The organism is Flavobacterium covae (assembly GCF_001534645.1).
Taxonomy (GTDB): domain Bacteria; phylum Bacteroidota; class Bacteroidia; order Flavobacteriales; family Flavobacteriaceae; genus Flavobacterium; species Flavobacterium covae.
This window is the reverse complement of sequence record NZ_CP013992.1, coordinates 1,723,604-1,744,770: the sequence shown is the minus strand read 5'-3', so window position 1 is coordinate 1,744,770 and position 21,167 is coordinate 1,723,604. Positions and strand designations below refer to the sequence as shown.

20 protein-coding genes and 1 pseudogene are annotated in these 21,167 nt (G+C 29.1%); 14 read left to right on the top strand and 7 right to left on the bottom strand.

The window, feature by feature from the left end; all coding sequences use genetic code 11:
* Nucleotides 1–109 precede the first annotated feature (109 nt).
* The 3 genes from AWN65_RS07750 (at nucleotide 110) to AWN65_RS07740 (ending at nucleotide 1,907) form a co-directional block, all read left to right on the top strand.
* Nucleotides 110–1,045: a hypothetical protein gene (locus AWN65_RS07750; RefSeq protein ID WP_060382639.1), complete on the top strand. Its 936-nt coding sequence runs from the start codon at nucleotides 110–112 to the stop codon at nucleotides 1,043–1,045.
* 79 nt (nucleotides 1,046–1,124) lie between these two features.
* Nucleotides 1,125–1,487, top strand: coding sequence for a DUF2200 domain-containing protein (locus tag AWN65_RS07745; RefSeq protein ID WP_060382638.1), 363 nt, complete (start codon nucleotides 1,125–1,127; stop codon nucleotides 1,485–1,487).
* A 12-nt stretch (nucleotides 1,488–1,499) separates the two neighbouring features.
* The gene (locus AWN65_RS07740) at nucleotides 1,500–1,907 is read left to right on the top strand and encodes a VOC family protein (RefSeq protein ID WP_060382637.1); all 408 of its coding nucleotides are present in this window, start codon (nucleotides 1,500–1,502) and stop codon (nucleotides 1,905–1,907) included.
* A 442-nt stretch (nucleotides 1,908–2,349) separates the two neighbouring features.
* On the opposite strand, the pseudogene AWN65_RS07730 reads toward AWN65_RS07740, so the two are convergent.
* Nucleotides 2,350–2,751 (bottom strand): annotated as a pseudogene (locus AWN65_RS07730) (transposase); the annotation flags it as partial.
* Nucleotides 2,752–2,995: 244 nt separating this feature from the next.
* Between AWN65_RS07730 and AWN65_RS15435 the strand changes: the two are divergent.
* On the top strand, nucleotides 2,996–3,295 hold the full coding sequence (locus AWN65_RS15435; RefSeq protein ID WP_060382634.1) for a DUF6922 domain-containing protein: 300 nt from the start codon (nucleotides 2,996–2,998) through the stop codon (nucleotides 3,293–3,295).
* The gene (locus AWN65_RS07720) at nucleotides 3,219–4,004 is read left to right on the top strand and encodes a nucleotidyl transferase AbiEii/AbiGii toxin family protein (protein ID WP_081078408.1); all 786 of its coding nucleotides are present in this window, start codon (nucleotides 3,219–3,221) and stop codon (nucleotides 4,002–4,004) included. The genes AWN65_RS15435 and AWN65_RS07720 overlap by 77 nt, the downstream gene beginning before the upstream one ends.
* A gap of 545 nt (nucleotides 4,005–4,549) precedes the next feature.
* On the opposite strand, the gene meaB is transcribed toward AWN65_RS07720, so the two are convergent.
* Nucleotides 4,550–5,638: a methylmalonyl Co-A mutase-associated GTPase MeaB gene (gene meaB, locus AWN65_RS07715; protein WP_089047278.1), complete on the bottom strand. Its 1,089-nt coding sequence runs from the start codon at nucleotides 5,636–5,638 to the stop codon at nucleotides 4,550–4,552.
* Nucleotides 5,639–5,758: 120 nt separating this feature from the next.
* On the opposite strand from meaB, the gene AWN65_RS07710 reads away from it, so the two are divergent.
* Entirely contained in the window at nucleotides 5,759–6,340 is a 582-nt protein-coding gene (locus AWN65_RS07710) for a Crp/Fnr family transcriptional regulator (protein WP_060382631.1), read from the top strand.
* 64 nt (nucleotides 6,341–6,404) lie between these two features.
* On the top strand, nucleotides 6,405–6,638 hold the full coding sequence (locus tag AWN65_RS07705) for a hexameric tyrosine-coordinated heme protein (protein ID WP_060382630.1): 234 nt from the start codon (nucleotides 6,405–6,407) through the stop codon (nucleotides 6,636–6,638).
* Nucleotides 6,639–6,779: 141 nt separating this feature from the next.
* On the opposite strand, the gene AWN65_RS07700 is transcribed toward AWN65_RS07705, so the two are convergent.
* On the bottom strand, nucleotides 6,780–6,983 hold the full coding sequence (locus tag AWN65_RS07700; RefSeq protein WP_060382629.1) for a hypothetical protein: 204 nt from the start codon (nucleotides 6,981–6,983) through the stop codon (nucleotides 6,780–6,782).
* Nucleotides 6,984–7,196: 213 nt separating this feature from the next.
* Between AWN65_RS07700 and AWN65_RS07695 the strand changes: the two genes are divergently transcribed.
* Nucleotides 7,197–8,603: an FAD-binding oxidoreductase gene (locus tag AWN65_RS07695; protein ID WP_060382628.1), complete on the top strand. Its 1,407-nt coding sequence runs from the start codon at nucleotides 7,197–7,199 to the stop codon at nucleotides 8,601–8,603.
* 56 nt (nucleotides 8,604–8,659) lie between these two features.
* On the opposite strand, the gene AWN65_RS07690 is transcribed toward AWN65_RS07695, so the two are convergent.
* On the bottom strand, nucleotides 8,660–9,256 hold the full coding sequence (locus tag AWN65_RS07690; RefSeq protein WP_060382627.1) for an alpha-ketoglutarate-dependent dioxygenase AlkB family protein: 597 nt from the start codon (nucleotides 9,254–9,256) through the stop codon (nucleotides 8,660–8,662).
* A gap of 280 nt (nucleotides 9,257–9,536) precedes the next feature.
* On the bottom strand, nucleotides 9,537–10,430 hold the full coding sequence (locus AWN65_RS07685) for an EamA family transporter (protein WP_060382626.1): 894 nt from the start codon (nucleotides 10,428–10,430) through the stop codon (nucleotides 9,537–9,539).
* A 274-nt stretch (nucleotides 10,431–10,704) separates the two neighbouring features.
* Between AWN65_RS07685 and AWN65_RS07680 the strand changes: the two genes are divergently transcribed.
* Both AWN65_RS07680 and AWN65_RS15215 read left to right on the top strand, forming a co-directional pair.
* Complete coding sequence (locus AWN65_RS07680) at nucleotides 10,705–12,213, top strand: DUF2254 family protein (protein WP_060382625.1); 1,509 nt, start codon at nucleotides 10,705–10,707, stop codon at nucleotides 12,211–12,213.
* A gap of 5 nt (nucleotides 12,214–12,218) precedes the next feature.
* Nucleotides 12,219–13,580 (top strand): hypothetical protein, encoded by a 1,362-nt coding sequence (locus AWN65_RS15215; RefSeq protein ID WP_063744209.1) that lies wholly within the window; start codon nucleotides 12,219–12,221, stop codon nucleotides 13,578–13,580.
* A 273-nt stretch (nucleotides 13,581–13,853) separates the two neighbouring features.
* Here AWN65_RS15215 and AWN65_RS07670 read toward each other — a convergent pair whose 3' ends face one another.
* Entirely contained in the window at nucleotides 13,854–14,621 is a 768-nt protein-coding gene (locus tag AWN65_RS07670) for a hypothetical protein (RefSeq protein WP_088420410.1), read from the bottom strand.
* A gap of 115 nt (nucleotides 14,622–14,736) precedes the next feature.
* On the opposite strand from AWN65_RS07670, the gene AWN65_RS07665 reads away from it, so the two are divergent.
* Together AWN65_RS07665 and AWN65_RS07660 are read left to right on the top strand one after the other, a co-directional pair.
* A complete protein-coding gene (locus AWN65_RS07665) occupies nucleotides 14,737–16,929 on the top strand; it encodes a tetratricopeptide repeat protein (RefSeq protein WP_060382623.1) in 2,193 nt (730 codons plus the stop codon).
* A 94-nt stretch (nucleotides 16,930–17,023) separates the two neighbouring features.
* Nucleotides 17,024–19,147 (top strand): outer membrane beta-barrel protein, encoded by a 2,124-nt coding sequence (locus AWN65_RS07660; protein ID WP_060382622.1) that lies wholly within the window; start codon nucleotides 17,024–17,026, stop codon nucleotides 19,145–19,147.
* Between the two features lie 148 nt (nucleotides 19,148–19,295).
* Here the strand turns inward: AWN65_RS07660 and AWN65_RS07655 are convergent, their stop codons facing one another.
* Nucleotides 19,296–19,700, bottom strand: a complete 405-nt coding sequence (locus AWN65_RS07655) for a DUF2721 domain-containing protein (RefSeq protein ID WP_060382621.1) — start codon at nucleotides 19,698–19,700, stop codon at nucleotides 19,296–19,298.
* A gap of 811 nt (nucleotides 19,701–20,511) precedes the next feature.
* Between AWN65_RS07655 and AWN65_RS07650 the strand changes: the two genes are divergently transcribed.
* Nucleotides 20,512–20,943 (top strand): cold-shock protein, encoded by a 432-nt coding sequence (locus tag AWN65_RS07650; RefSeq protein WP_060382620.1) that lies wholly within the window; start codon nucleotides 20,512–20,514, stop codon nucleotides 20,941–20,943.
* 12 nt (nucleotides 20,944–20,955) lie between these two features.
* The gene (locus AWN65_RS07645) at nucleotides 20,956–21,144 is read left to right on the top strand and encodes a cold-shock protein (RefSeq protein WP_060382619.1); all 189 of its coding nucleotides are present in this window, start codon (nucleotides 20,956–20,958) and stop codon (nucleotides 21,142–21,144) included.
* Nucleotides 21,145–21,167: the final 23 nt, after the last annotated feature.

The window sequence follows — 21,167 nt, the reverse complement described above, 5'->3', positions numbered from 1 at the left end:
TGCAAGGTTCAAGTTTGGTTCTTCGATTGAACTTTAGTGCTAAAAGTCCCCGCCTTCGGCAATACCCTAAACGTTAGCGGGCATGCTAAAACACAACAAACGACAAAATATGGAAAATCAAAAAGAAAAAGAGAAAGAAATTAATTGGTTTGCTAGAATAGGACTAATAATCCTTACTATATTGATTATTTCAATGATAGTTTACAAATTCTTTTGTAATGAACCTATTGCTGAAATATCAACAGGATTAATTGTTTTACTAGCTTTTTCTATTGTTTTAATACTTTCTGAGTCGTTTGACAATTTCTCTGTAGGGAAAATTATAACCTTATCACGAGCTGTAAAAGAAAAGGAAGCAGTAATAGAAAAAAAGAATGTTGAAATTAGACAAGTTGAAAATGAAAAAAGAGAGCTTCTTTCTCAAATCATTTCATTATCAAACAATTTTTCACAAAGACAATCAAATACGAATATTTACGGTGCTACTCCAGAAACAATCAAACAGTTTACAATCCAAAAGGCGGAAGAACCTGAAATTGAAACATTAAAGCAAAAAGAACAAGAAGAAGAAAATAAGACCACTCAAGAAAGAAAAAGAATTGACTTTAGAAAAGTAGAAGAAATCGCACTTCAATATTACATCAAAGAAAACAATGTTGATGTTTCAAAAATGTTTAAAGAAGTGAAACTTCAAGCATTTGAAGGAATTGACCCAATTAGTGATAATAGTCCAATATATGACGGATATATTAACGAGATTGATAGGGAAGTTTTTATTGAAATTAGACCAACTCCAATGATGGCATCTATGATAACAGACAGACTTTATATGATGTTAAGTAAAATTCATCACTACAGACAATTCAAAAAGACAAATTGCTACTTAAATTTAGTTCTAGTTGAAATTCCAGAAGACGACAGAGATAATACAAGATTTTTAAATGGTATAATAGAATTATTTAGACCTGCTTTAAGTAGCGGACTTTTAAAGATTTCAACTGTAAAACTTGAAAAATCAGACCTAAAAAAAATCTACCGTGAATAGTGAAAATACGCACATAGATAAAGCACGACCCGCTAACAGCCGTCATTGTAGAGCGACACATTAAAACACAAATTTGACAATGCAAGAAACAGAAAAACATAATCAACGAATTGCGAAAATGACTTTTGCTTCTGTTTTCCCTTATTACGTTACAAAAATTGAAAGTAAGGGTAGAACAAAGGACGAATTATTTCAAGTTATTGAATGGTTGACAGGTTTTGACCAAAGTAAACTTCAAGAACTCATTGACGAAAAAGTAACTTTTGAAACTTTTTTTGAAAGAGCAACCTTAAATCCAAATTCGGAAAAAATAACAGGATTAATTTGTGGTTACAGAATTGAAGAAATTCAAAATACATTAACTAAAAAAGCAAGATATTTGGACAAAATAATTGACGAATTAGCAAAAGGAAAAAAAATAGAAAAAATTTTAAGACAATAAAAAAACAAAAAAATGGCAAAACAAGTATTTATCAATTTAGCAGTAGCAGACCTTCAAAAATCTATGGATTTTTATACTGCATTAGGTTTTTCAAATAATCCACAATTTTCAGACGATACTGCAAAATGTATGGTTTGGAGTGAAAACATATTTGTGATGTTACTAAACCACGAAAAATTTTCAACTTTTACTACTAAACAAATTGCTGACACAAAATCTAAAATTGCAGGACTTTTCTCATTGTCTTTAGAAAGTATCGATGAAGTGAATAATCTTATGACAAATGGGCTTAAAGCAGGTGGAATTGAACCCAATGAAATGAGAGATTATGGATTTATGCAACAGCGCACTATTGAAGATTTTGATGGACATACTTGGGAAGTATTTTTTATGGATATGACTAAATTTCCAACTGAATAAAAACAACGAACGGCTAACAGCAGTTTGGCAAAATGACGGGTTCAGTGCTAAAATGAACATTTGGTTTTCAAATAAAGTTTATTGCTAAATTGAACATTTGTGCCTTGAAATCCGCCACATCGCCAAGCCGAAAACCGTCAGGCCGTGAAAAAACCTCTTTTTTGAATACAATTCATCCCACCAAACTGACATAACTTTATTTTAAACAATGCTATTTTGAACTTATTTTGAGGTGTTTCAAAAAATACAAACGCTAAAAAGAAGTTTAAATAAGTCGTTTTTATCAAAAACAAATCCTTTCTCTTGTAAGGTGAGTTCCAAGCTTTGATTTTTGCTATTAAATCAGGGACTCCAAGAATATTTATGGTACGCTTGATGTTGTACACTAGCATAATCAAGCTATGTTCACCGTTTACTTTTTCTAATCCTATCAAATTGGTATGATTGTATCCCCATCGGCATCTTTCAAAAAAGAAACAAATAGTTTAAAGAGTTGTTTAAGAGCTTTGGGATTGTCTTTTCTAAAATCAGAAATACTGTGATAATTAGGACGAATATCTTCCAGTAACCACTGCATTTCTATGTTACGAATGCATTCTTTTTCTAGTTTTCTGGAGCTACGTATGCCATTTAAATAACCATATAAATAGATTTTAAGAAACACTTGATTCTTAAAACTTGGACGACCTTCGGATTTTAAAACAACAGGTGTAAATCCTACTTTTTGAAAGTCTATGTGTTCAACAAAAGCATCTATGAATCGAACTGGGTTTTCAGAAGTAATTTTGTCTTCTAAACTCGATACATGTAGCTGATTACGGGAAATCCCTTGGATATGCTGCATTGTTAAAAATAAGAAAATACTTCTTTTCAAACAAACTATTTTAGCTATATTTGGTGAGGTTTGTGAGTTTTTTCACAGACTGACGTTGTAGGTAATTGTAAGAAAAACTATGCGTTGAAAGAAAAAACTTCAAAAACCTATCTTTGTAAAAGCAAATAAAATGATTACAGAATTAGAAAAGTAAACTTTGGTATAAAATTTGAAATTATATAAAAAATAATCATTACTTTTGTCATAACTATCTATGAAGAAGACTGTTAACATATTTGAAAAAATACCAAATTATATTTTTTGGGATTTGGATGTAACCAAACTTAACATTCAAAGGGATAGTGATGTTATTATATCTCGTATTCTTATGTTTTCAGATTTTTCAAATTACAGTGATAATATCTTGCTTTTGGAAAGTTTATACACCGAAGAAACAATAAAAAGAACAATTATCGCTTCAACTGATAGAATTTCGGATGAAATTTGTTCACTTACTTCAAAAAGATATAATCTTCCTATTAAAAGTAAATTCAACAAATATGTATATCTCTAATGAGTTAGAGAAAACTATTAAAGAATTACAGAAATTAAATTCATTAAGTAGTTTTTATTTAGCTGGCGGTACAAATTTAGTGCTAAGATATTCACACAGAGAGTCAGTAGATATTGATTTATTTTGTGAGTATATTATCGGTATTAATGGCTTTGAATTAATAGAAAAAGAAATAAAAGAGGTGTTCAAAGATAGAGTTTTGTATATTGGTTATCCTACAAAACAAAATGACGAACTTGTTTTTCTTCGAACTATTATTTCAACCAACAACACAAATTTTAAAGTTGAAATAATACAAGGATTTAAATTATTCCATCCACTTGAAATAATTAACGAAATAAGACTCGCTAGCGAGACCGATATAGGACTTTTTAAATTAGACTCTATAACCAATAGATACGCAGAAAAAGATTTATATGATTTAGATTATATAACAGAAAATCCTAATCATTCTTTAAACAAACTAATGGAATTATATGAAAAGAGAAAAAACTATTATATTGAAAATAGCATAAATACAATATTTAGCTTGTCAAATGATTTTTGTCCAGTTGAAAATACGGAATTGTTAATACTAGAAAACCACAAAGAAAGCAAAGATAAAATTCCATTCCATTCAGACTCAAGACTAAAAAACAACAAATCATCACTTACATTTCACAAATCTAATTGGAAAATAAAGGTTAAAACATACTTGAATAGAAAGTAAAACAACTAGTACTAACAGCTAAGGTTTCGTTGCGTGCGGAGCACGAACAATGAAACCTCTGTTGAACGGAACCATTAAGATTCCGTGCACTATGGGGGGTGCTAAGTAAAAATTTAAGGATATACAAGAGGTATTTAACGCCTCTTTTTTTTGAAGTCTACTTTAGGTGGTTTTTTGAGTGATTTCCTTCACTTATGGACACAAATCACCTTACCTATAAAATTAGCAGGGATTTGAGTTTTGGCTATCGCCAAAATACCACGCCGGTGATCCTCTTTTGTCAAAAACAGCTAGGGTATGTAATATTATTTAAACTTAAAATATACTGGATTAAAAAGTAAAGTTCTTGATACGTTTATGTATATAATTTTATTTTAAAAACAACTCAAACAGACGGTTGAGTATATAATTGAAATCATCGTTAGTTCGAGTGTGAAGTGCATCGAGAACCAACATTGATTTTGTTGCTTTTGTAGATGTACTATTTTTAAAAAGAAAATTTAAAGTTTAAATGGTATTATTATGTTTTTTTATGATTAATTTATTTATCTGCTTTTGAAATAGTTATCTAACAATTTCTGTGCAGAGGTAAAAGGGGTACTTTGATTGTCTTGTATTAATTTTTTTTCAATTTCTAGAAGAGATAAAGTTGTAGGATGATTAAAAAAGTGGTCTTTAAGTTGTTCGTTTATGCTTTCTAAAAGCCAGTATTGATTTTGGTTACTTCTTTTGTTGTCAAAATAACCATTTTTTTTTGTTAACAAAGTATACTCTTCTATGATTTGCCATATAGAATCAATTCCTTTTTTTTCTAATGCACTACAAGTAGTGACTTTCGGAATCCAACCAGAGTTTTTTTCTGGAAATAAATGTAATGCTCTATTGTATTCTGTTTTGGCTAGTTTAGCTTTAGTTGTGTTGTCACCATCTGCTTTGTTGATTACTAATAAATCGGCCATTTCCATGATGCCTCTTTTTATACCTTGTAATTCATCTCCAGCTCCAGCTAAATTTAGTAATAAGAAAAAATCAGTCATGCTATGCACAGCAGTTTCACTTTGGCCTACGCCAACAGTTTCTACAAGTATTATGTCAAAACCAGATGCTTCGCATAGGATAATACTTTCTCGTGTTTTTTTGGCTACACCGCCTAAACTTTTGCCAGAGGCACTAGGTCGGATATAAGCTTGTTGATCCTTTACTAACTCTTCCATTCGGGTTTTATCGCCTAAAATGCTTCCGTGACTGATGCTAGAGCTTGGATCAATGGCTAATACTGCAACCTTTTTTCCTAAAGAAGTTAAGAGTTTTCCAAAGGCTTCTATAAAGGTACTTTTTCCTACTCCAGGGACACCTGTAATACCTATTCTGATAGATTTATTGCTGTAAGGAAGGCAGTTTTGAATAATTGTATTTGCCTTTTCTTGATGCTCAATATTGGTGCTTTCAACTAATGTAATAGCCCTACTAAGAGCTGTTTTATCTCCTTTTAAGATGTTTTGTGTAAGTATTTCTGGAGAAAGGCTAGTTTTTCTGTATTTTTTAATTTGATCAATTGCCTTTGGGTTGGTACTTTCAGGTTGCTCTATGCCTTTGTTTTCTTTTAAAGCTGATTTTTTTCCGTAAGTATTCAAAGTAATTAATTTTAAGTAAAGATAATTATTTTTTAGAAAAAAATAATCTCTCTTAAGAATTTACATTGTGAAAATATCTTCTAATTTAGTTATTTTGTTGAAATTCAAATATATTTTATCATGAATGAAAAAAGCTTAGATGAAGATTGTCGGTCAGTTGATATGTTTTTTAATTTGGAAGCATATCAAAATAAAATTATGATAAAAAAATTTAGAGTAGGAGATTATTTAGTTGTTCAAGGAGATTCTTTTTTGTATTTGCCAATTGTTAAATCTGGAGTTGTTAGATTAGATTGTGCTTCTATTGAAAAAGATGTATTGTTAGATTATGTAGTGGCAGGAGAAGCTTGTGTAGTTAGTTTTTCGCATTGTGATATAAAAGATAAGTTGGTGTTTTCAGCTCAAGCTTTAACAGAGGTAGAGGCATGGTTAATACCAAAGAATATAGTAAATGAGTTGTTGGAAAAAGATCAGGTTTTTGTAAATTATCTTATGAGAAGATTGACTTTTGAATTTCAGAATATGCTTCAATTGTATGTGAGTCTACAAAACGAGGATTTGGAAAAAAGATTAGAGAAATATTTAGATAAATATAGTTCTAAATTGCAGTTAAATGGAGTTAAATTGACTCATCAGCAGATAGCAATTGATCTAGGGGTTAGTAGAGAAAGCGTTTCGAGAATTATGTCTAAGAAGAGCTAATGTTGTGATTTAGATCACAGTGCTTTTGGGTTTACTAAAATATTTTTGATAAAAAATAATTTTTATGGATGCTTTAATACCAAATAATTCTTTAATTACAGCTACTCCTGAAGAAGGAAGGTTGTTGGCTGTAAAAATGGCTAGATTGATTATAAAATATACACAGCCTGATGCTTTGATTCGTGAAAAATTGAGACCTGTTTATGCAGAAGATGCTGCAATGCTGATAGCAATAGGTCAGACGGTAGCCTTGGAATTTGCTACTATAGCAAAAGCCAATAACTACTGGGTAAAATAAATGTGTTAATTTTTTGTTTTTAAGGCTGTTCAGGCGTTTTGCTGCTTTGTTCTAGGGGTCAGAATAAATTTAGCTATTTTGTATGCTAGTTAAAATTTGAGAACAAGAAGTAGGACTTATTGGACAGCCTTTTGCTTAAAATTAAAAAAGTAGATTTCTGTTATAGGCAGTATTGTTTTTAGGGTTTTTTAAATGGGGTTTGTCTTTTGTGAAATTTACGAACCATTTAGCTAATTCATCAATTTCTGATGAAATAAGGATTTTAATAGACTGATTTAACTCCTGATTAAATTGTTCAGGATTTAAACTAACTTTTTCTAATCTTCTCTGGATATAGATGGACATTGTACTCATAGGTTAAAGAATTACGTTTGGGTTAATAAAATTAATAAAAAATTTTTATTAACCAAATAAAAATATCATTTTTTATAAAATAGTTTTAAAAGTTGGTATTTTAAAACATTTTGACTTTTTGTTTTTAACAAATTATCGTTAATAAATTTAAATATTAGATGATTTAAATATTTTTAATTTTACATAAACAAATAGTCTATTGTTATGCCTGTTTCAAAAGAATTAATTCAAAAACTGATAGCGATTGTTGGAGAATCCTATGTTTTTACTGATATAGAAACATTAGAGAAATATGGACATGATGAAACTGAAGATCTTCGCTTTCCTCCGAGTGTTGTAGTAAAGCCAAGCTGTACGGAAGAAATTTCAGCTGTTATGAAATTAGCAAATGAATTTTATACAGCGGTTGTTCCTATAGGTGGACAAACAGGTTTGAGTGGGGGAGCTTTGTCTATTTTTAAAGGAATTGGTCTTTCGACCGAACGATTGAATAAAATTATAGAAATAGATGAAAAAAACCTTCAAGTCATTACTGAACCAGGTGTTATAACGCAAGTATTACGAGAAGCCGTTTCAGAAAAAAATCTTTTTTATCCAGTAGATCCTAGTAGTATGGGAAGTTGTTTTATTGGAGGAAATATAGCAGAAAATTCAGGAGGTGCTAGAGCTGTTAAATATGGTGTAACAAAAGATTATGTGCTGAATTTAGAAGTCGTTTTACCTAATGGAGAAATTATATGGACAGGAGCTAATACGCTAAAAAATGCAACAGGTTATAATTTAACGCAATTAATGATAGGAAGTGAAGGAACATTAGGAATTGTTACTAAAGCAGTTCTTAAATTGCTTCCTAAAGTATCTTTTAATCTATTAATGTTAGTTCCTTTTTATAAGGCAGATCAAGCTTGTGAAGCTGTTTCCGCTATTTTTAGAGCTGGTGTATTGCCTAGTGCTTTAGAATTTATGGAACGTGACGCTATTGACTGGAGTTTAAAATATTTAGAAGGAATAGCAGTTCAAGTAAAAACAAACCATCAAGCACATTTATTGATTGAAGTAGATGGAAATTATCCTGAAATATTAATGTTAGAGGCAGAAAAAATTATGAATGTTTTGGGAAAATTTCAAATTGACGAAATTCTTTTTGCTGATACAGAAGAACAAAAGAATGCTTTATGGAAAATGAGAAGAGGTGTGGCCGAAGCTGTTAAAGCTAATTCGATATATAAAGAAGAAGATACAGTCGTTCCTCGATATGAATTACCTAAATTATTAAAAGGAATTAAATCAATTGGCGCTAAATACGGTTTTCAGTCAGTTTGTTATGGACATGCAGGAGATGGTAATTTACATGTAAATATTATAAAAGGAAATTTAACAGATGACCAATGGTATGAGGAAATACCAAAAGGAATCCGTGAAATTTTTGAGTTAACACTTTCTTTAAAAGGAACTTTGTCTGGAGAACATGGAATAGGATGGGTGCAAAAAAATTATATGGATATTGCTTTTTCAAAAATACATTTAGAGTTGATGGAACAAATTAAATATATTTTTGATCCTAATAATATAATGAATCCAGGGAAAATTTTACCAGACGATTTTAATTAAAAAGTTATTTAATCCTAGAATAGATAGATAAAGATATAAACTTTGGGAAATAAAGGCTATTTAATAACTCTAAATGTTAAATTTATCCTAGCTCCTACGTTTTTTTGAGTTTTAGGTACTTGGTGTTTCCAAAAATGCTGAATTGCACCTTGCATGATTAGTAAACTTCCATGTTGTAGATGTATATTTTGTTTAGCAGTTTCAATAGAGTTATGTTTTAGTTGAAAATTTCTTTCAGCTCCAAAACTAACAGAAGCAATAATTGGATTTCTGCCTAGTTCTTTTTCATTATCAGAATGCCATCCCATACTATCCTGTCCATTTCGGTAATTGTTTAATAAAACGGTTGTAAAATGAGTATCACAAACTCTTTCAACTTCATCTTTTATATGAGTTAATAAAGGAGTCCATGGATGCGGACGCATTACTATATTAGAATACGCATAAGGTTTTCCCTCGTTTCCAAATAAAGCTGTTAATCTAGGTTGAAAATGTTCTTTACCATAAACCGTTATTTTGTCCTGTTGCCAAGGGATTTCGGATTCTAACTTTTTTAAAAGAATGTTAGCTTGTTCTAAAGAAAAGAAAGAAGGATAATAAATAAGTTCTGCATCAGGAATTAAGAACTCTATTTTTTCATCAGGAAAAAGCATTTTGTTAGTTTTTTATATTTGTGTAAAATAAAGAAATTTTATTTTACACAAATATAAAATAAATTAATACTTATAAGATTGTTCTGATGTGTGTATTTTATATGATTATCCCCAGATTACGCATTAGAAATTTAGTATAGATAAAAAAAATTGAAACTAAAAAACACTCATTTTTTATTCTTAATACAGATAACGACAGCTATAGTAAAAAAATATGTGTATTTCTTTCCTTCATCTTTATTAGAAAGCCTAACGAGTAATCTGGAGTAGATAAATAATGTTATTTTTTATTGAGGTTTACGTTCATTATTATAATAGCTATTATAATAAGTCCTATTCCAATCCATTGAGATGTAACAACTGTTTCGTTTAATATAAAAAATGCCATCATAACAGAAACAGGTAATTCTAAAGAAGAGACAATACTGCCTAATCCAATTCCCGTGTGAGGAAATCCTGCATTCATTAAAATAGGAGGAATGATTGTACCAAATAAAGCTAAAAAGATTCCCCATTTGGTAAAAATAGTCATATTAAAAGGTGTTATTTGTGTGGCTATAGAAAAACCAAAAACAATAACAGCACCCCCTAAAAGCATATACAAACTACGTTGGGCAGACGATATTCCTAATGCAATTCGATTAGCCGTAAACATAGTAGTAGTAAATGAGGCAGCAGCTAAAAGACCCCACATAATTCCTCTCCAATCTAATTCAATTGATTTGCTCAATAAGTTTGTGGCTAAAACAGTACCTAACAAAACGATTGCAACTGAAATTGCTTTTTGAATAGAAGGGGCTTTTTTATCTAAAAACCATTCTAATAATACTCCCATCCAAACGGTTTGCATTAATAAAACAATTCCAATAGAAACGGGGATATATCTTACAGCTAAGTAATAAAAAACACTAGTCATCCCAAGTGAAGTCCCTGCTAACATTAAATGTAAAATATTAGCAGAAGTTGCTTTTACAACTTCTTCTTTCTTTTTGAATTTCTGAAAAGCATTTATTAATAACATGCCTAAAATTCCGTATATAAATTGTGAGGATGTAACCTCTGCTGTAGTAAAGTTTTCCTTGTAGGCTAATTTTACAAAAGTAGCTAACATTCCGTAGCTAGTTGCTCCCAATCCTACTAAAAAAACTCCTTTTAAAATACTATTTTTTAACATTTTTACAAAATTAAGGGGGGCAAAGATACAATAAGTTAAATGTTAAATATTAAAATTTGTTAGTTTTTTTAAAGTAGCAAAAAACAAAATATGTTCGCTTTTTTTGATTAACATTATTTTTATTGTTTTTATACGGCAATTTAAATTTTAGAAAACCTATTGTGTAGTTTTTTAATTATTTTTATAAGTATAAAAAAATAAATAGCGATCTAATTTGAAAAACCAAATAAATTGGGCAGAGTTTTAATTAAATTTACAGAATAGAATAATTAATATGTCAACTTTTAAATTTAAATTATATCAACAATTAGAGCATAAAATAAAACATTTGGGAACAGTAATGAGCAGTGTGTACGCTTTGTTTTTAGGTGCTTTTTTATTGTTTTTAGATTTTCAAATTAATTATAATAATCATTTTTTTACCCATTCATTAGAAATTTATTCAAGGTTAATTCCTGTTTCTAATGTTTTGGTTTCTATTATTATTGGAATTTCCTTAACAACATTTTCGGTTATATTTGTAGTAATGCAATTAGCTTCTTCTCAATTTTCTCCCAGAATTTTAAGACATTTTTTAGCTAATGATTTTAAAATACAGGCCTTTATAGGCTTGTTTGTAGGAACTATAGCCTTATGTGTATTGCCTCAAATAATGTCTGTTTTTTATCCTAATCAATCTTTTTTAATAACCTTATTTGTAGGGACTTTTTTAGCTATTAGAGGTTTAGTATGGTCCTACCCATCTATGATTACGTATTTAAGTGTAAACATGAATGTATCGAGTATTACACACCATATTAAGAAAGAAGTAGTAGATGAAATAACTATTTTATATAGTCAAAAATGGGAAAAAGGGAATGATTTAACCTATGAACGCCAACAATGCCTGAATAATAGAAATGTATTGAAGATAGTGAGTCCATTTCAATCAGGTTATTTAGAAAGTGTTGATTATGCTTTGTTGCAAAAAGGATTGCTAGAGTTAAAAGAAACAAATCAATGGGAAGAAGTATATCAAAAACCCGTGATTGGTGAATTTATAATGAAAGATACAACAGTCTTATTACAAATTGTTGTTGATCAAGTTTCAGAAAAACAAAAAGAAACTTTTCAAAATTTAGTTTCTAAAACGTTTAAAGTAAACCGTTTTAGAAGTCATACACAGGATATAAATTTTGGTGTACGTAAATTAGTTGATATAGGTATTAAAGCAATTTCACCAGCAGTAAATGATCCTACAACTTGTTTAAATTGTATTGATCAGTTAGGTGAAATTGTAAAAGTTTTATCAGAAAGACAATTTCCTTCTACAGATGCTCGACAATTAATTAAAAGTGATATTCATATCAATGAATTTAATTATGACGAGTTTATTGATTTTTGTTTTGATCAAATTTATCAATGGGGAAAAGAAGATCCAATAATTGTAAAACGAATTTTACGTACCATTAGATCTATTTTACCAACGATTCAAAATCCATATCATTTAAAAGTATTAATACAGCAAGTAGAGGAAATGGAGCTAGCAACTATTTATAATTTAGATAATTATCAAAATAGATATTTGAAAATTTCTAAAGAAAAATTAAATACAATAGAAAAAGAACTTCAAGGCTTTAGAGAAAAAGCCTTGAAGCAAATAGAAAATCTTAAAAAATTAGGTTTTTTTGAAGGCACATTCATAATTACCCAAACACTTGCATATCAACAAAATAAGTGTTATTTTAGAAGAAACAAACCCCGAAATTGCTCAAAAAGAGTCAAAAACGGGGTTTTTCTTTAAATGCTATGCCAAAAATAATACGTTTAAGCGAATTTCAATACCAAATTCCATTTTTTACTATCAATAAAGATTTTGATGGTTTTTACGCCCAATTTTTAAAAACAGATTTGGGTAAAATTTATCTTTCGATGCCTTTTTCAGAGCTTGCTCAAGCCTTCAAACTGAAAGATTCTCAAAAAGGGACTCATTGTTATTTTAGTCCTAAAGGCAAAATTGCTCTGATGATGCTTAAAAACTACTACGGTTGTTCGGATAAAAAGTTGATTGAACTTCTCAATGGAAATATCTTTATGCAATTTTTTTGTGATATTCTGATTCCGATTGATAAACCTTTGAAAAACTTTAAAATCGTGAGTCAAATCAGAATGGAGCTATCCAAGACTTTAACCATTGGCAAAGCTCAAGAAGTACTAGCTAAGAACTGGATTCCTTATATGGGAGATTTAGATAAAATGCTTACGGATGCTACTTGTTACGAGAGTGAAGTGCGCTTTCCTACGAACCAGAAATTGCTTTGGGAGTGTGTACAGTGGAATTATAAGCAAATGGAAGCTTTGTGTCATTTGTTTAAAATAAAACTACCAAGAACTAAATATTTAGATTGGTGTAAGCGATACAATCAATATTCAAAAAAGAGAAAAAAACAATCAAAACATCGCACAAAAGTTACCCGAGGTTTACTTAAATTATTATACAAACTCAATGGCGAACTTAGCCGTATTGAAGCACAAAATCCGTTTGAAGCCACTACAAAATATAGCAAACAGCGCCTGATTATCAAACAAGTATACAAACAACAAATTCAGATATTTAAAACTGGTAAAAGTGTTCCAGACAGGATTGTAAGTATTAGCAAAAGTTATATCCGCCCAATTGTTCGCGGGAAAGAAGTAAAGCAAGTTGAATTTGGAGCCAAAGTAAACAAAATTCAAATCGATGGCATTAACTTCATCGAACACATTCAATATCGAGCTTTCAACGAAGGAACTCGTCTGCAAAGCAGTGTTTTTTGCGCTCAGAATTTAACTAAAACAAAAGTAAAAATACTTGGAGCCGATGCCATTTATGCTACCAATAAAAATCGAACCTTCACGTCTACCAATACTATCCAAACCGATTTTGTACGTAAAGGAAAAGCTGGAAAAAATGAAGAACAACGCAAAATTTTAGCGCAACACATCAAGAAAGAACGAGCTACTCGACTAGAAGGAAGTTTTGGCAAGGAGAAGGAACATTACCATCTCAAGAAAATCAAAGCCAAAACCCAAAAAAGTGAGATCCTTTGGATTTTCTTTGGCATTCACACAGCCAATGCATTAGAAATAGGGAGACGGATTTATCTACAACAGCAAACTTTAGTAGCATAAAAAAAATGTAAGACCAGCATCATAGGGGAACGTGCGTCGTGTTGCGACCCAAAAACCTATTTTTAAACATTTGAATCCTTTAAAAAACAAAAATGACCCAAATTTGTAAATCAAAATGGGTCATTGTTTTATTTTTTTACAAAAGTGAGGTTACTTCTGAATGTGCCTTTGAAGCTTATTTAGTAGAAAGACAACTAGATGAAAAAGGTCTTTCTGAGTCAACAATACAAACTCTAAACTATTTGAACACATATTTGAAATAAAGAAAAAAAATTATCTTCTGTGTCTTTTTTCTCTAATATTATGATGTTCCGCTCTTCTTGGTTTTATAAAGGAAGCTCTAGCTTTTTTTCTAGAAAGATATCCTCTATGTGGCTTAATAATATGGGATCTTGTTCTATGAAAATGAAATCTGTGTTTATGGATGTGTGTAATAAATACAGAATGATTCATCGGACGCCAAGGTTTCCACCAACGCGGATATATTGACCAACGTACAGGTGATACCCAAATATGATATCCTGGAGCATAAATAAATCGAATGCAAGGCCATGACCAAACATTAACGGTTATTCGAGTTGGAACTAGATCTAAAATGGAAGGTCCCTTATCATCAATTATTTTTTCAGACACATTATAAGGCTCTACAACTGTATTTTTATCAAATAAATCTTCATTTCCGATGATTTGAATATAGGCCTCTTCATCACCTACTTTCTCAATATTTAAAGTTGCAATATCTTGTTTGTCAGAATTACCTACTAATGCACTTAGAATGATAACATGATCTGAACCCTCGATTAAATCTTCTACAGTAATATAATCAATAGTACCGTCATCATTTAAATCAAGATTGTTTACGTTGTTGTTTTCTTCGTTTATAGCTTTTTCAAATTCCTCTAACGAACTAGAAGTTTTAAAGATAGCTAAAGCACCTTCTAAACTAAAATTTTCTGGACTTGTTTCGTTTACCTCTGAATTTTGAGCATGTTCTGGAGTCAAAAAGAGACAGGTTAAATAGATAAAAAGAAATTTTCTCATAGGAATTAAATTTGTAAGTTCGTTTGTATATGACTAAAAAAAAATTAAAAGGTTTAATGAACGTTTTATAAAAAAGTTTCTGTTTATTTGTAATGTATGAATAATTGGGGAATTTATGCTAAATACAGTTAATACTATAGAACAAAAGCTGGTAGAAGCTTATTCTATTAGGATTAATAATCTTACAAAAAGTATAATAATAGCAAATCAAGCTTTAAAGGCTTCTTTGTTTATTAATGATAAAACTCTTATAGGAAAAAGTTATAGCCAACTAGCTTTGTATCACATGATAGTTGGTGAAATGCAAAAAGCAAAACAATATTCTGAAAGGGCTATAGAAATTTTTAATGAATTAGGAGACGAAAGAGGAGTAGCTGATGCTAAGTATGGTTTAGCTGGAGTTTACTATAAAACAAATCAATATCATTTAGGTCTCATTCATTTTAGTGATGCTTTAAAAATTTATAAAAAATATAATGATTATTATAATCAATCTCGTGCGGAAAAATCATTAGGAACTATTTTTGAATGTATAGGAGATGCCACCAGTGCTTTTAAAGTTTATAAAAGTGCAATTCGAAACGCTAAAAAGATTAAAGATCTTAACTTAGAATCGAATGTCTACAATAATCTTTCTGGAATTTTGACTAAAAAAGGAAAAATTCATTTTGCAAAACAAATTATTAATAAATCCATAGAACTTAAGAGCCAGACTGATGATATGAGAGGGATGGCTTATGCACTATACGGAAAAGGAAAAGTATACCATTTCTGTAAAGAATATACTAAAGCTAAAGAACTATATAATAAATCTTTAGATATTCATAAAAAAATGGGGGAAAATACAGGAGTTGTTATGACTATGACAAAGTTAGCAGCCCTTTATTTTGAAACGCAACAAGTAGATAAAGCTCTTCAATTTGCACAAGAAGGATTACTTTTAGGAGAATCATTACAGTTTTCAATGTGTACAATAAAATTAAATCGTATAATTTATCTTATATATAAAAGTTTAGGAGATTATGAAAAAGCGTTACATTATTTTGAAAATCACCTTTCAGAAAAAGAAAGAGTTATTAATACTCAAACATTAAAAGTAATTGAAAGTTATGAGTTAATAGCAAGAATGGAAAAAATAGAAAACGAAGCCATTTTGCAAAGAGAAAAACAAAAAATATTAGAAAAGAAAAATTTAGATGAACTAGAAAATTATAAAAGAAAACAAGAGTTTTTATCTATAATGAGTCATGAAATAAGGACACCATTAAATGCCATTGTAGCTTCACTAGTATTATTAGATGATAAAATCGTAAATGAAGGTAAAAAGATTATAAGAAATTTAAAATTTGCATCTGACAATTTAATTAGTGTCGTAAATGATGTTTTGGACTTCAATAGACTAGATGGACAAAATGTAAAGTTAGAATTAGTATCAACCAATATCAACTTTTTATGCCAAAACACAGTTGAAGTGTTTGAACGTTTTGCAAATGCTAAAAATATTGAGTTAAAATACATCTCAACAGTAAATATATCTAATTATTATCTGATAGATCCTACGAAGCTAACGCAAATTTTAAACAACTTGATAAACAACGCTATAAAATTTACAGATAAAGGAAGCGTACAACTAGAAATAAAGATAGTAGATTGTGGAGAACAAAAAGATCTAATTTCATTTAAAATCACAGATACAGGAGAAGGAATATCACAAGAAAATTTACCACGTATATTTGATAGCTTTTCACAACTAAAACCATATTTAACCCGAAAACATGGAGGAACAGGCTTAGGATTAGCAATCGTAAAACGTTTGATAGAATTACATAAAAGCACCATAACCGTAGAAAGTAAATTATATAAAGGAACCTCCTTTTATTTTGAACTTGAATTAGAAAAATCAGAAGAAATCATAATAAAAGTAAATGATAAACAACAATTAATAGGTAAAAAAGTACTAATCGTAGATGATACGAAAATGAATGGGATGCTACTCTCTAAATTATTAAGAAAATGGAGCATGGAAATTCAATATGTAGATGGAGGAAAAAAAGCAATTGAAATAGTGAAATATCAAAAATTTGATTTTATTTTAATGGATATACACATGCCCGAAATGAACGGCTTTGAAGTTTCTAAAGAAATAAAAATGACCCCAAATTTAAATATTCAAACGCCTATTTTTGCACTCACAGCGGATATATTAGCAGATGCAGATCAAAATTTTAAGAAATACTTCTCAGGCATCATCTTTAAACCATTTGATATAGATAAGCTTTACAATTTATTAGTAACCTACGGAGATTAAAAGATGCAAATTTTAAATTTGTTAAAATAAAAGTTAAAATCTGTAACAAATAGCAAAACAAGAGGTCTATTAGAATAAATGATTTACACATTACATGAAAAAAACTAAATTCACCCTTTTGTTATTATCTTTTTTGTCGTTTGCTACGTATTCACAAGAAAATAAAGAAAAAACAAACGAATTAAAAGAAGTGGCAATTGTTAAAGAAAAAAAAGCAATTGAACAAAAAGCAGATAGAACCATTTTTGAATTTGCAAGTCAAGCTCATCTAAATTCAGGATCAGTCCTAGAAGGAATAAAAAAACTACCCGGTTTGGTAGCCTCCGATTTAGCAGGTATGATGTATCAAGGAAAACAATTAGATGTATTCTTAGATGGAAGACCACTCAATATTTCGACAAACGAATTAAATGCCTTCCTAGAAGGACTACCTGCTAATTCAGTTGAAAAAATAGAAGTTATAACAAATCCAGGAGCTGAGTTTCCTGCTACCTCTGGTGGTGCTATACTAAACATCGTTACCAATAAAAAAGCAAAGAACTACCTAACCGCTACCTATACTAATAGCAGTAATTTTACTTCCTATGATAAAAATCGTTGGCGTACTAATAATAGCATACTTTTAAGTGCTAAAAACAAATTTTTTGGATGGCAGCTAAACTTTGGACAAAATTATGCCGAACGAGGTATGTGGTCTGAAGTGCTTAAAAAAGAAGGCGATCAGTCTACACTATTAACCTCCAGCGATTCAGATCGTATTTTACGAACACTGTTTGCTAAAACAGGACTTACATTTGATATAGGTAAAAATAGATTATTATTAAATTATGATATTTATTCTAATACTAATTCTAGTACAACAGAAGCCAAGGGGTTGCTGCCTAATTCAACCTTTTTTTCTACAATAGATGACAGTAAAACACTAACACTACGTCAAGATGCAGTAGCAGCATATCAAATGCGGTTTTTAGATTCCGATAAAAAATTAGATTTTAAATTTAATTTTAATAGTGTCACAAATGATTTTGATTTATTTTCAAGAAGTTTAAACCTAAATACATTGAGTAACGGATCTGATCAACGCCTTTACAATTTTAAAATAGATTATACTCAATCTGTAAAACTATTACAAGAAGGAAAAATTAGCATAGGAACTCTATACGAAGAACTCTATTTTAATACATTTAATAAAAATATTAATAATTTAGAGTACAAAAGGATGACAGCTTCTACCTATATAGAACTACAGACTAAATATAGAAAATTTGAATTTACTTTAGGGCTAAGAGGAGAAAATTATGATATTTCTGGAAAAACAGAAACACAAGCCTTGAATCCTTTTAAACAATATAGATTATTTCCTAATGGAAGTATTCAATACAGTTTAGCTAACAGCATAATTCTATCAGGTAGTTATAATAAAAAAATAACCTTACCAAGTACCTCCTCTCTTAATCCTAATAATACAAATTATCAAAACCCCAATGTAGGGTATTTAGGAAACCCACAATTACAACCTACACTTTTTAATAATTTTGAATTTAAATTATCAGCTTTTGAATATGCTTTCATAGGATACAATATCAGCGAAGGACTTAATCAAGTAACTCAGAGAATGTATCTAAATGGAAACAGAATGGTTAGTACAAATGAAAATATACCTTCAATAAAAATTCATACATTTAATTTTGGATTACCCATTCCTTATATGTTATTTACAAAAGGACTAAAAGAAACAGCTAAATTTAATTTTAATCCAGATAAAATTAATTTCATGTTTATTTATGCAGGTAGACAAAAACATGATATTCCAAATGTTGATACAAAAGCATTTTGGATTTTTAATATCATGTCTCAAGTCGTATTGCCAGGAGATATAAAATGGGTAACGAATTATAGCCATATTACAAAAGGAGGTAATTATTTTTATTTTGTAGCACAAAGACCTTTTAATCATAGTTTAGATATGACATTTTCTAAAAAGTTTTTATCCAATCACTTGACTGTTTCAGTAAATGTTGATGATATATTTAATTTAAATAAGTCATCATTCAATGCTTTAAATACCGCACTTTATATGTCTAATAAAAATGATACACGTAGAATAGGATTAACCCTAAACTACAAGATTCCTACCAAAAATAAAATAGCAAAAGAAGATCCTAATATGTTAAACAAAGAAAAGAAAGAAGATAATGGAAATATAATAGGAAATTAAAATACACTTAGATTATCAATAGTATTAAAAGAGGCTGTTTTGATTTTTTTCGAACAGCCTCTTTTTGTAATTAAAATAAATAAAAAGACAAATTTTAAGTTTAAATGGTATTAATGTCTTTCGTTATAAAAATTTTAGATCAAAAAAATTAATGCTTTTTCGAAAAATCTTCTAAATCACTTAAATGAAGTCTTAAAGCATGAACAGAAATACTGATTTCCCAAAAAGAAATACCTAAAGAAACTAACAGACTAAATAAACTAAATCCAAAAAAATAGATAGCTATATATTGTAAATCAAAAAATAATAGCAGCATAGCAAAAACAGATAAAAATAAACAAAGTACTCCCATTAACTGCATAAAACGGATTAGCGTTAAGCGATCATTTAGATTTTTAATTTCAAGAAGAATAGATTTGCGATGAACTTCTTCATAATTCTTTTTTAAACTTCTAATAATTTGAGCGATGGTTAGAAAACGATTCGTGTATGCTAATAAAATTAATGAACTAGCTGAAAATAGTAATGCAGGAGTTTCAATTGATAGGGTCATGTTAATTCTTTTTCTGTTTATTATATAAAATGAGGTTAATTTTTTGTAAAAAATATAAAATCTATATATCCAAGGCGTATTATTAAAAAATGACACTTATGTTATCGAAAATATAGAATATGTGGCAAAGCAATCATATAAATAATAGTTTCTTTACAGATGTAGTAGAGAAAGGAAAATAGGATGATAAATATAAATTAGGACGAATAAAATTTCTATATACTATAAAAAAAGAAGGAAATCATCAGCGTATAAATTTTTAAAGTTAAAATAAAAAGACAATATCTTTCGTTTAAAAGTAATTAATTGTTTCATATTTGGTAGTATCAGCCTAATGATCTACTCTGACGTAGAATAGATTTTGTCAAATTTACTAAAATACCTAATGATTTTTATACTTATAAAAACATAAAAATATATGGAACTATTTATTTTGAGTGAAATCGAAAATTTTAATAGAGTTGATTTTTTTAAAATAATTATTATAAAATATATTTTTAATAAAATGAAGATCAATAATATTGTTTTAGAGATGTTTTTATGAGAAAAATAAAAAATGATAACAAAAGATAAATAAAACATTATTTATCAATAAATTGATGTACATTTGCCCTTTAATTTAAAGGTTACTGCTTTTTGATTTTCTGTTCAAGTAGTTTTTTTAGACTTCCTCAGTGATTACTCTCCAGCTGCCATTTTTTTAAAATCTATTTTTTAATTACAAATCATGATTTACATAGTAAGGTTTAATACTATAATTATTTTGATTTGGTTAATTAATAGTTAATGATACAAGTAAATCGAGATATATATGGCAGATTCTTATTCTAAAAAAGAAAATAATAAGAAAAAAGTAAAAAAACAACAAGATAAAGCGCTTAGAAGAAACGAGCGTAAAGTCAATAATAATAAAGGAAAATCCCTAGAGGAAATGTTTGTATATGTGGATAAAAATGGAAAGTTAACGTCTGTTCCACCTCATTTACAAACTGTTGAAACAGATAAGAATACTGAAAATACAAATAAGAATACTAACGAGATAAGAAAAGATTTTTCTACAGGTCTTATTACTTTTATAAAAGATACAGGTTTTGGTTTTATTACGGAGGATGAAACAAGGGATAATTTATTGTTTCATTTTGAGGCTTCTAATACTAAATTTAAAAAGAACGTAAGAGTAAGTTTTAAAAAAGAAACAACCCCAAAAGGATTTAGGGCTACACATTTGATAATTATTAATTAAATATAAATAGAAATGCAAGAAGGTACAGTAAAGTTTTTTAACGAAACAAAAGGTTTTGGATTTATTACTTCTAATGATGGACAAGAAATTTTTGTTCATACTACAGGTTTAACACAACGCGTAAGAGAAAACGATGTAGTGGTTTTTGAAGTTGAGCGTACAGCTAAAGGATTATCAGCTGTTAATGTGAAAAGAAAATAAATAAAATTACTTTTTAAAAGCCT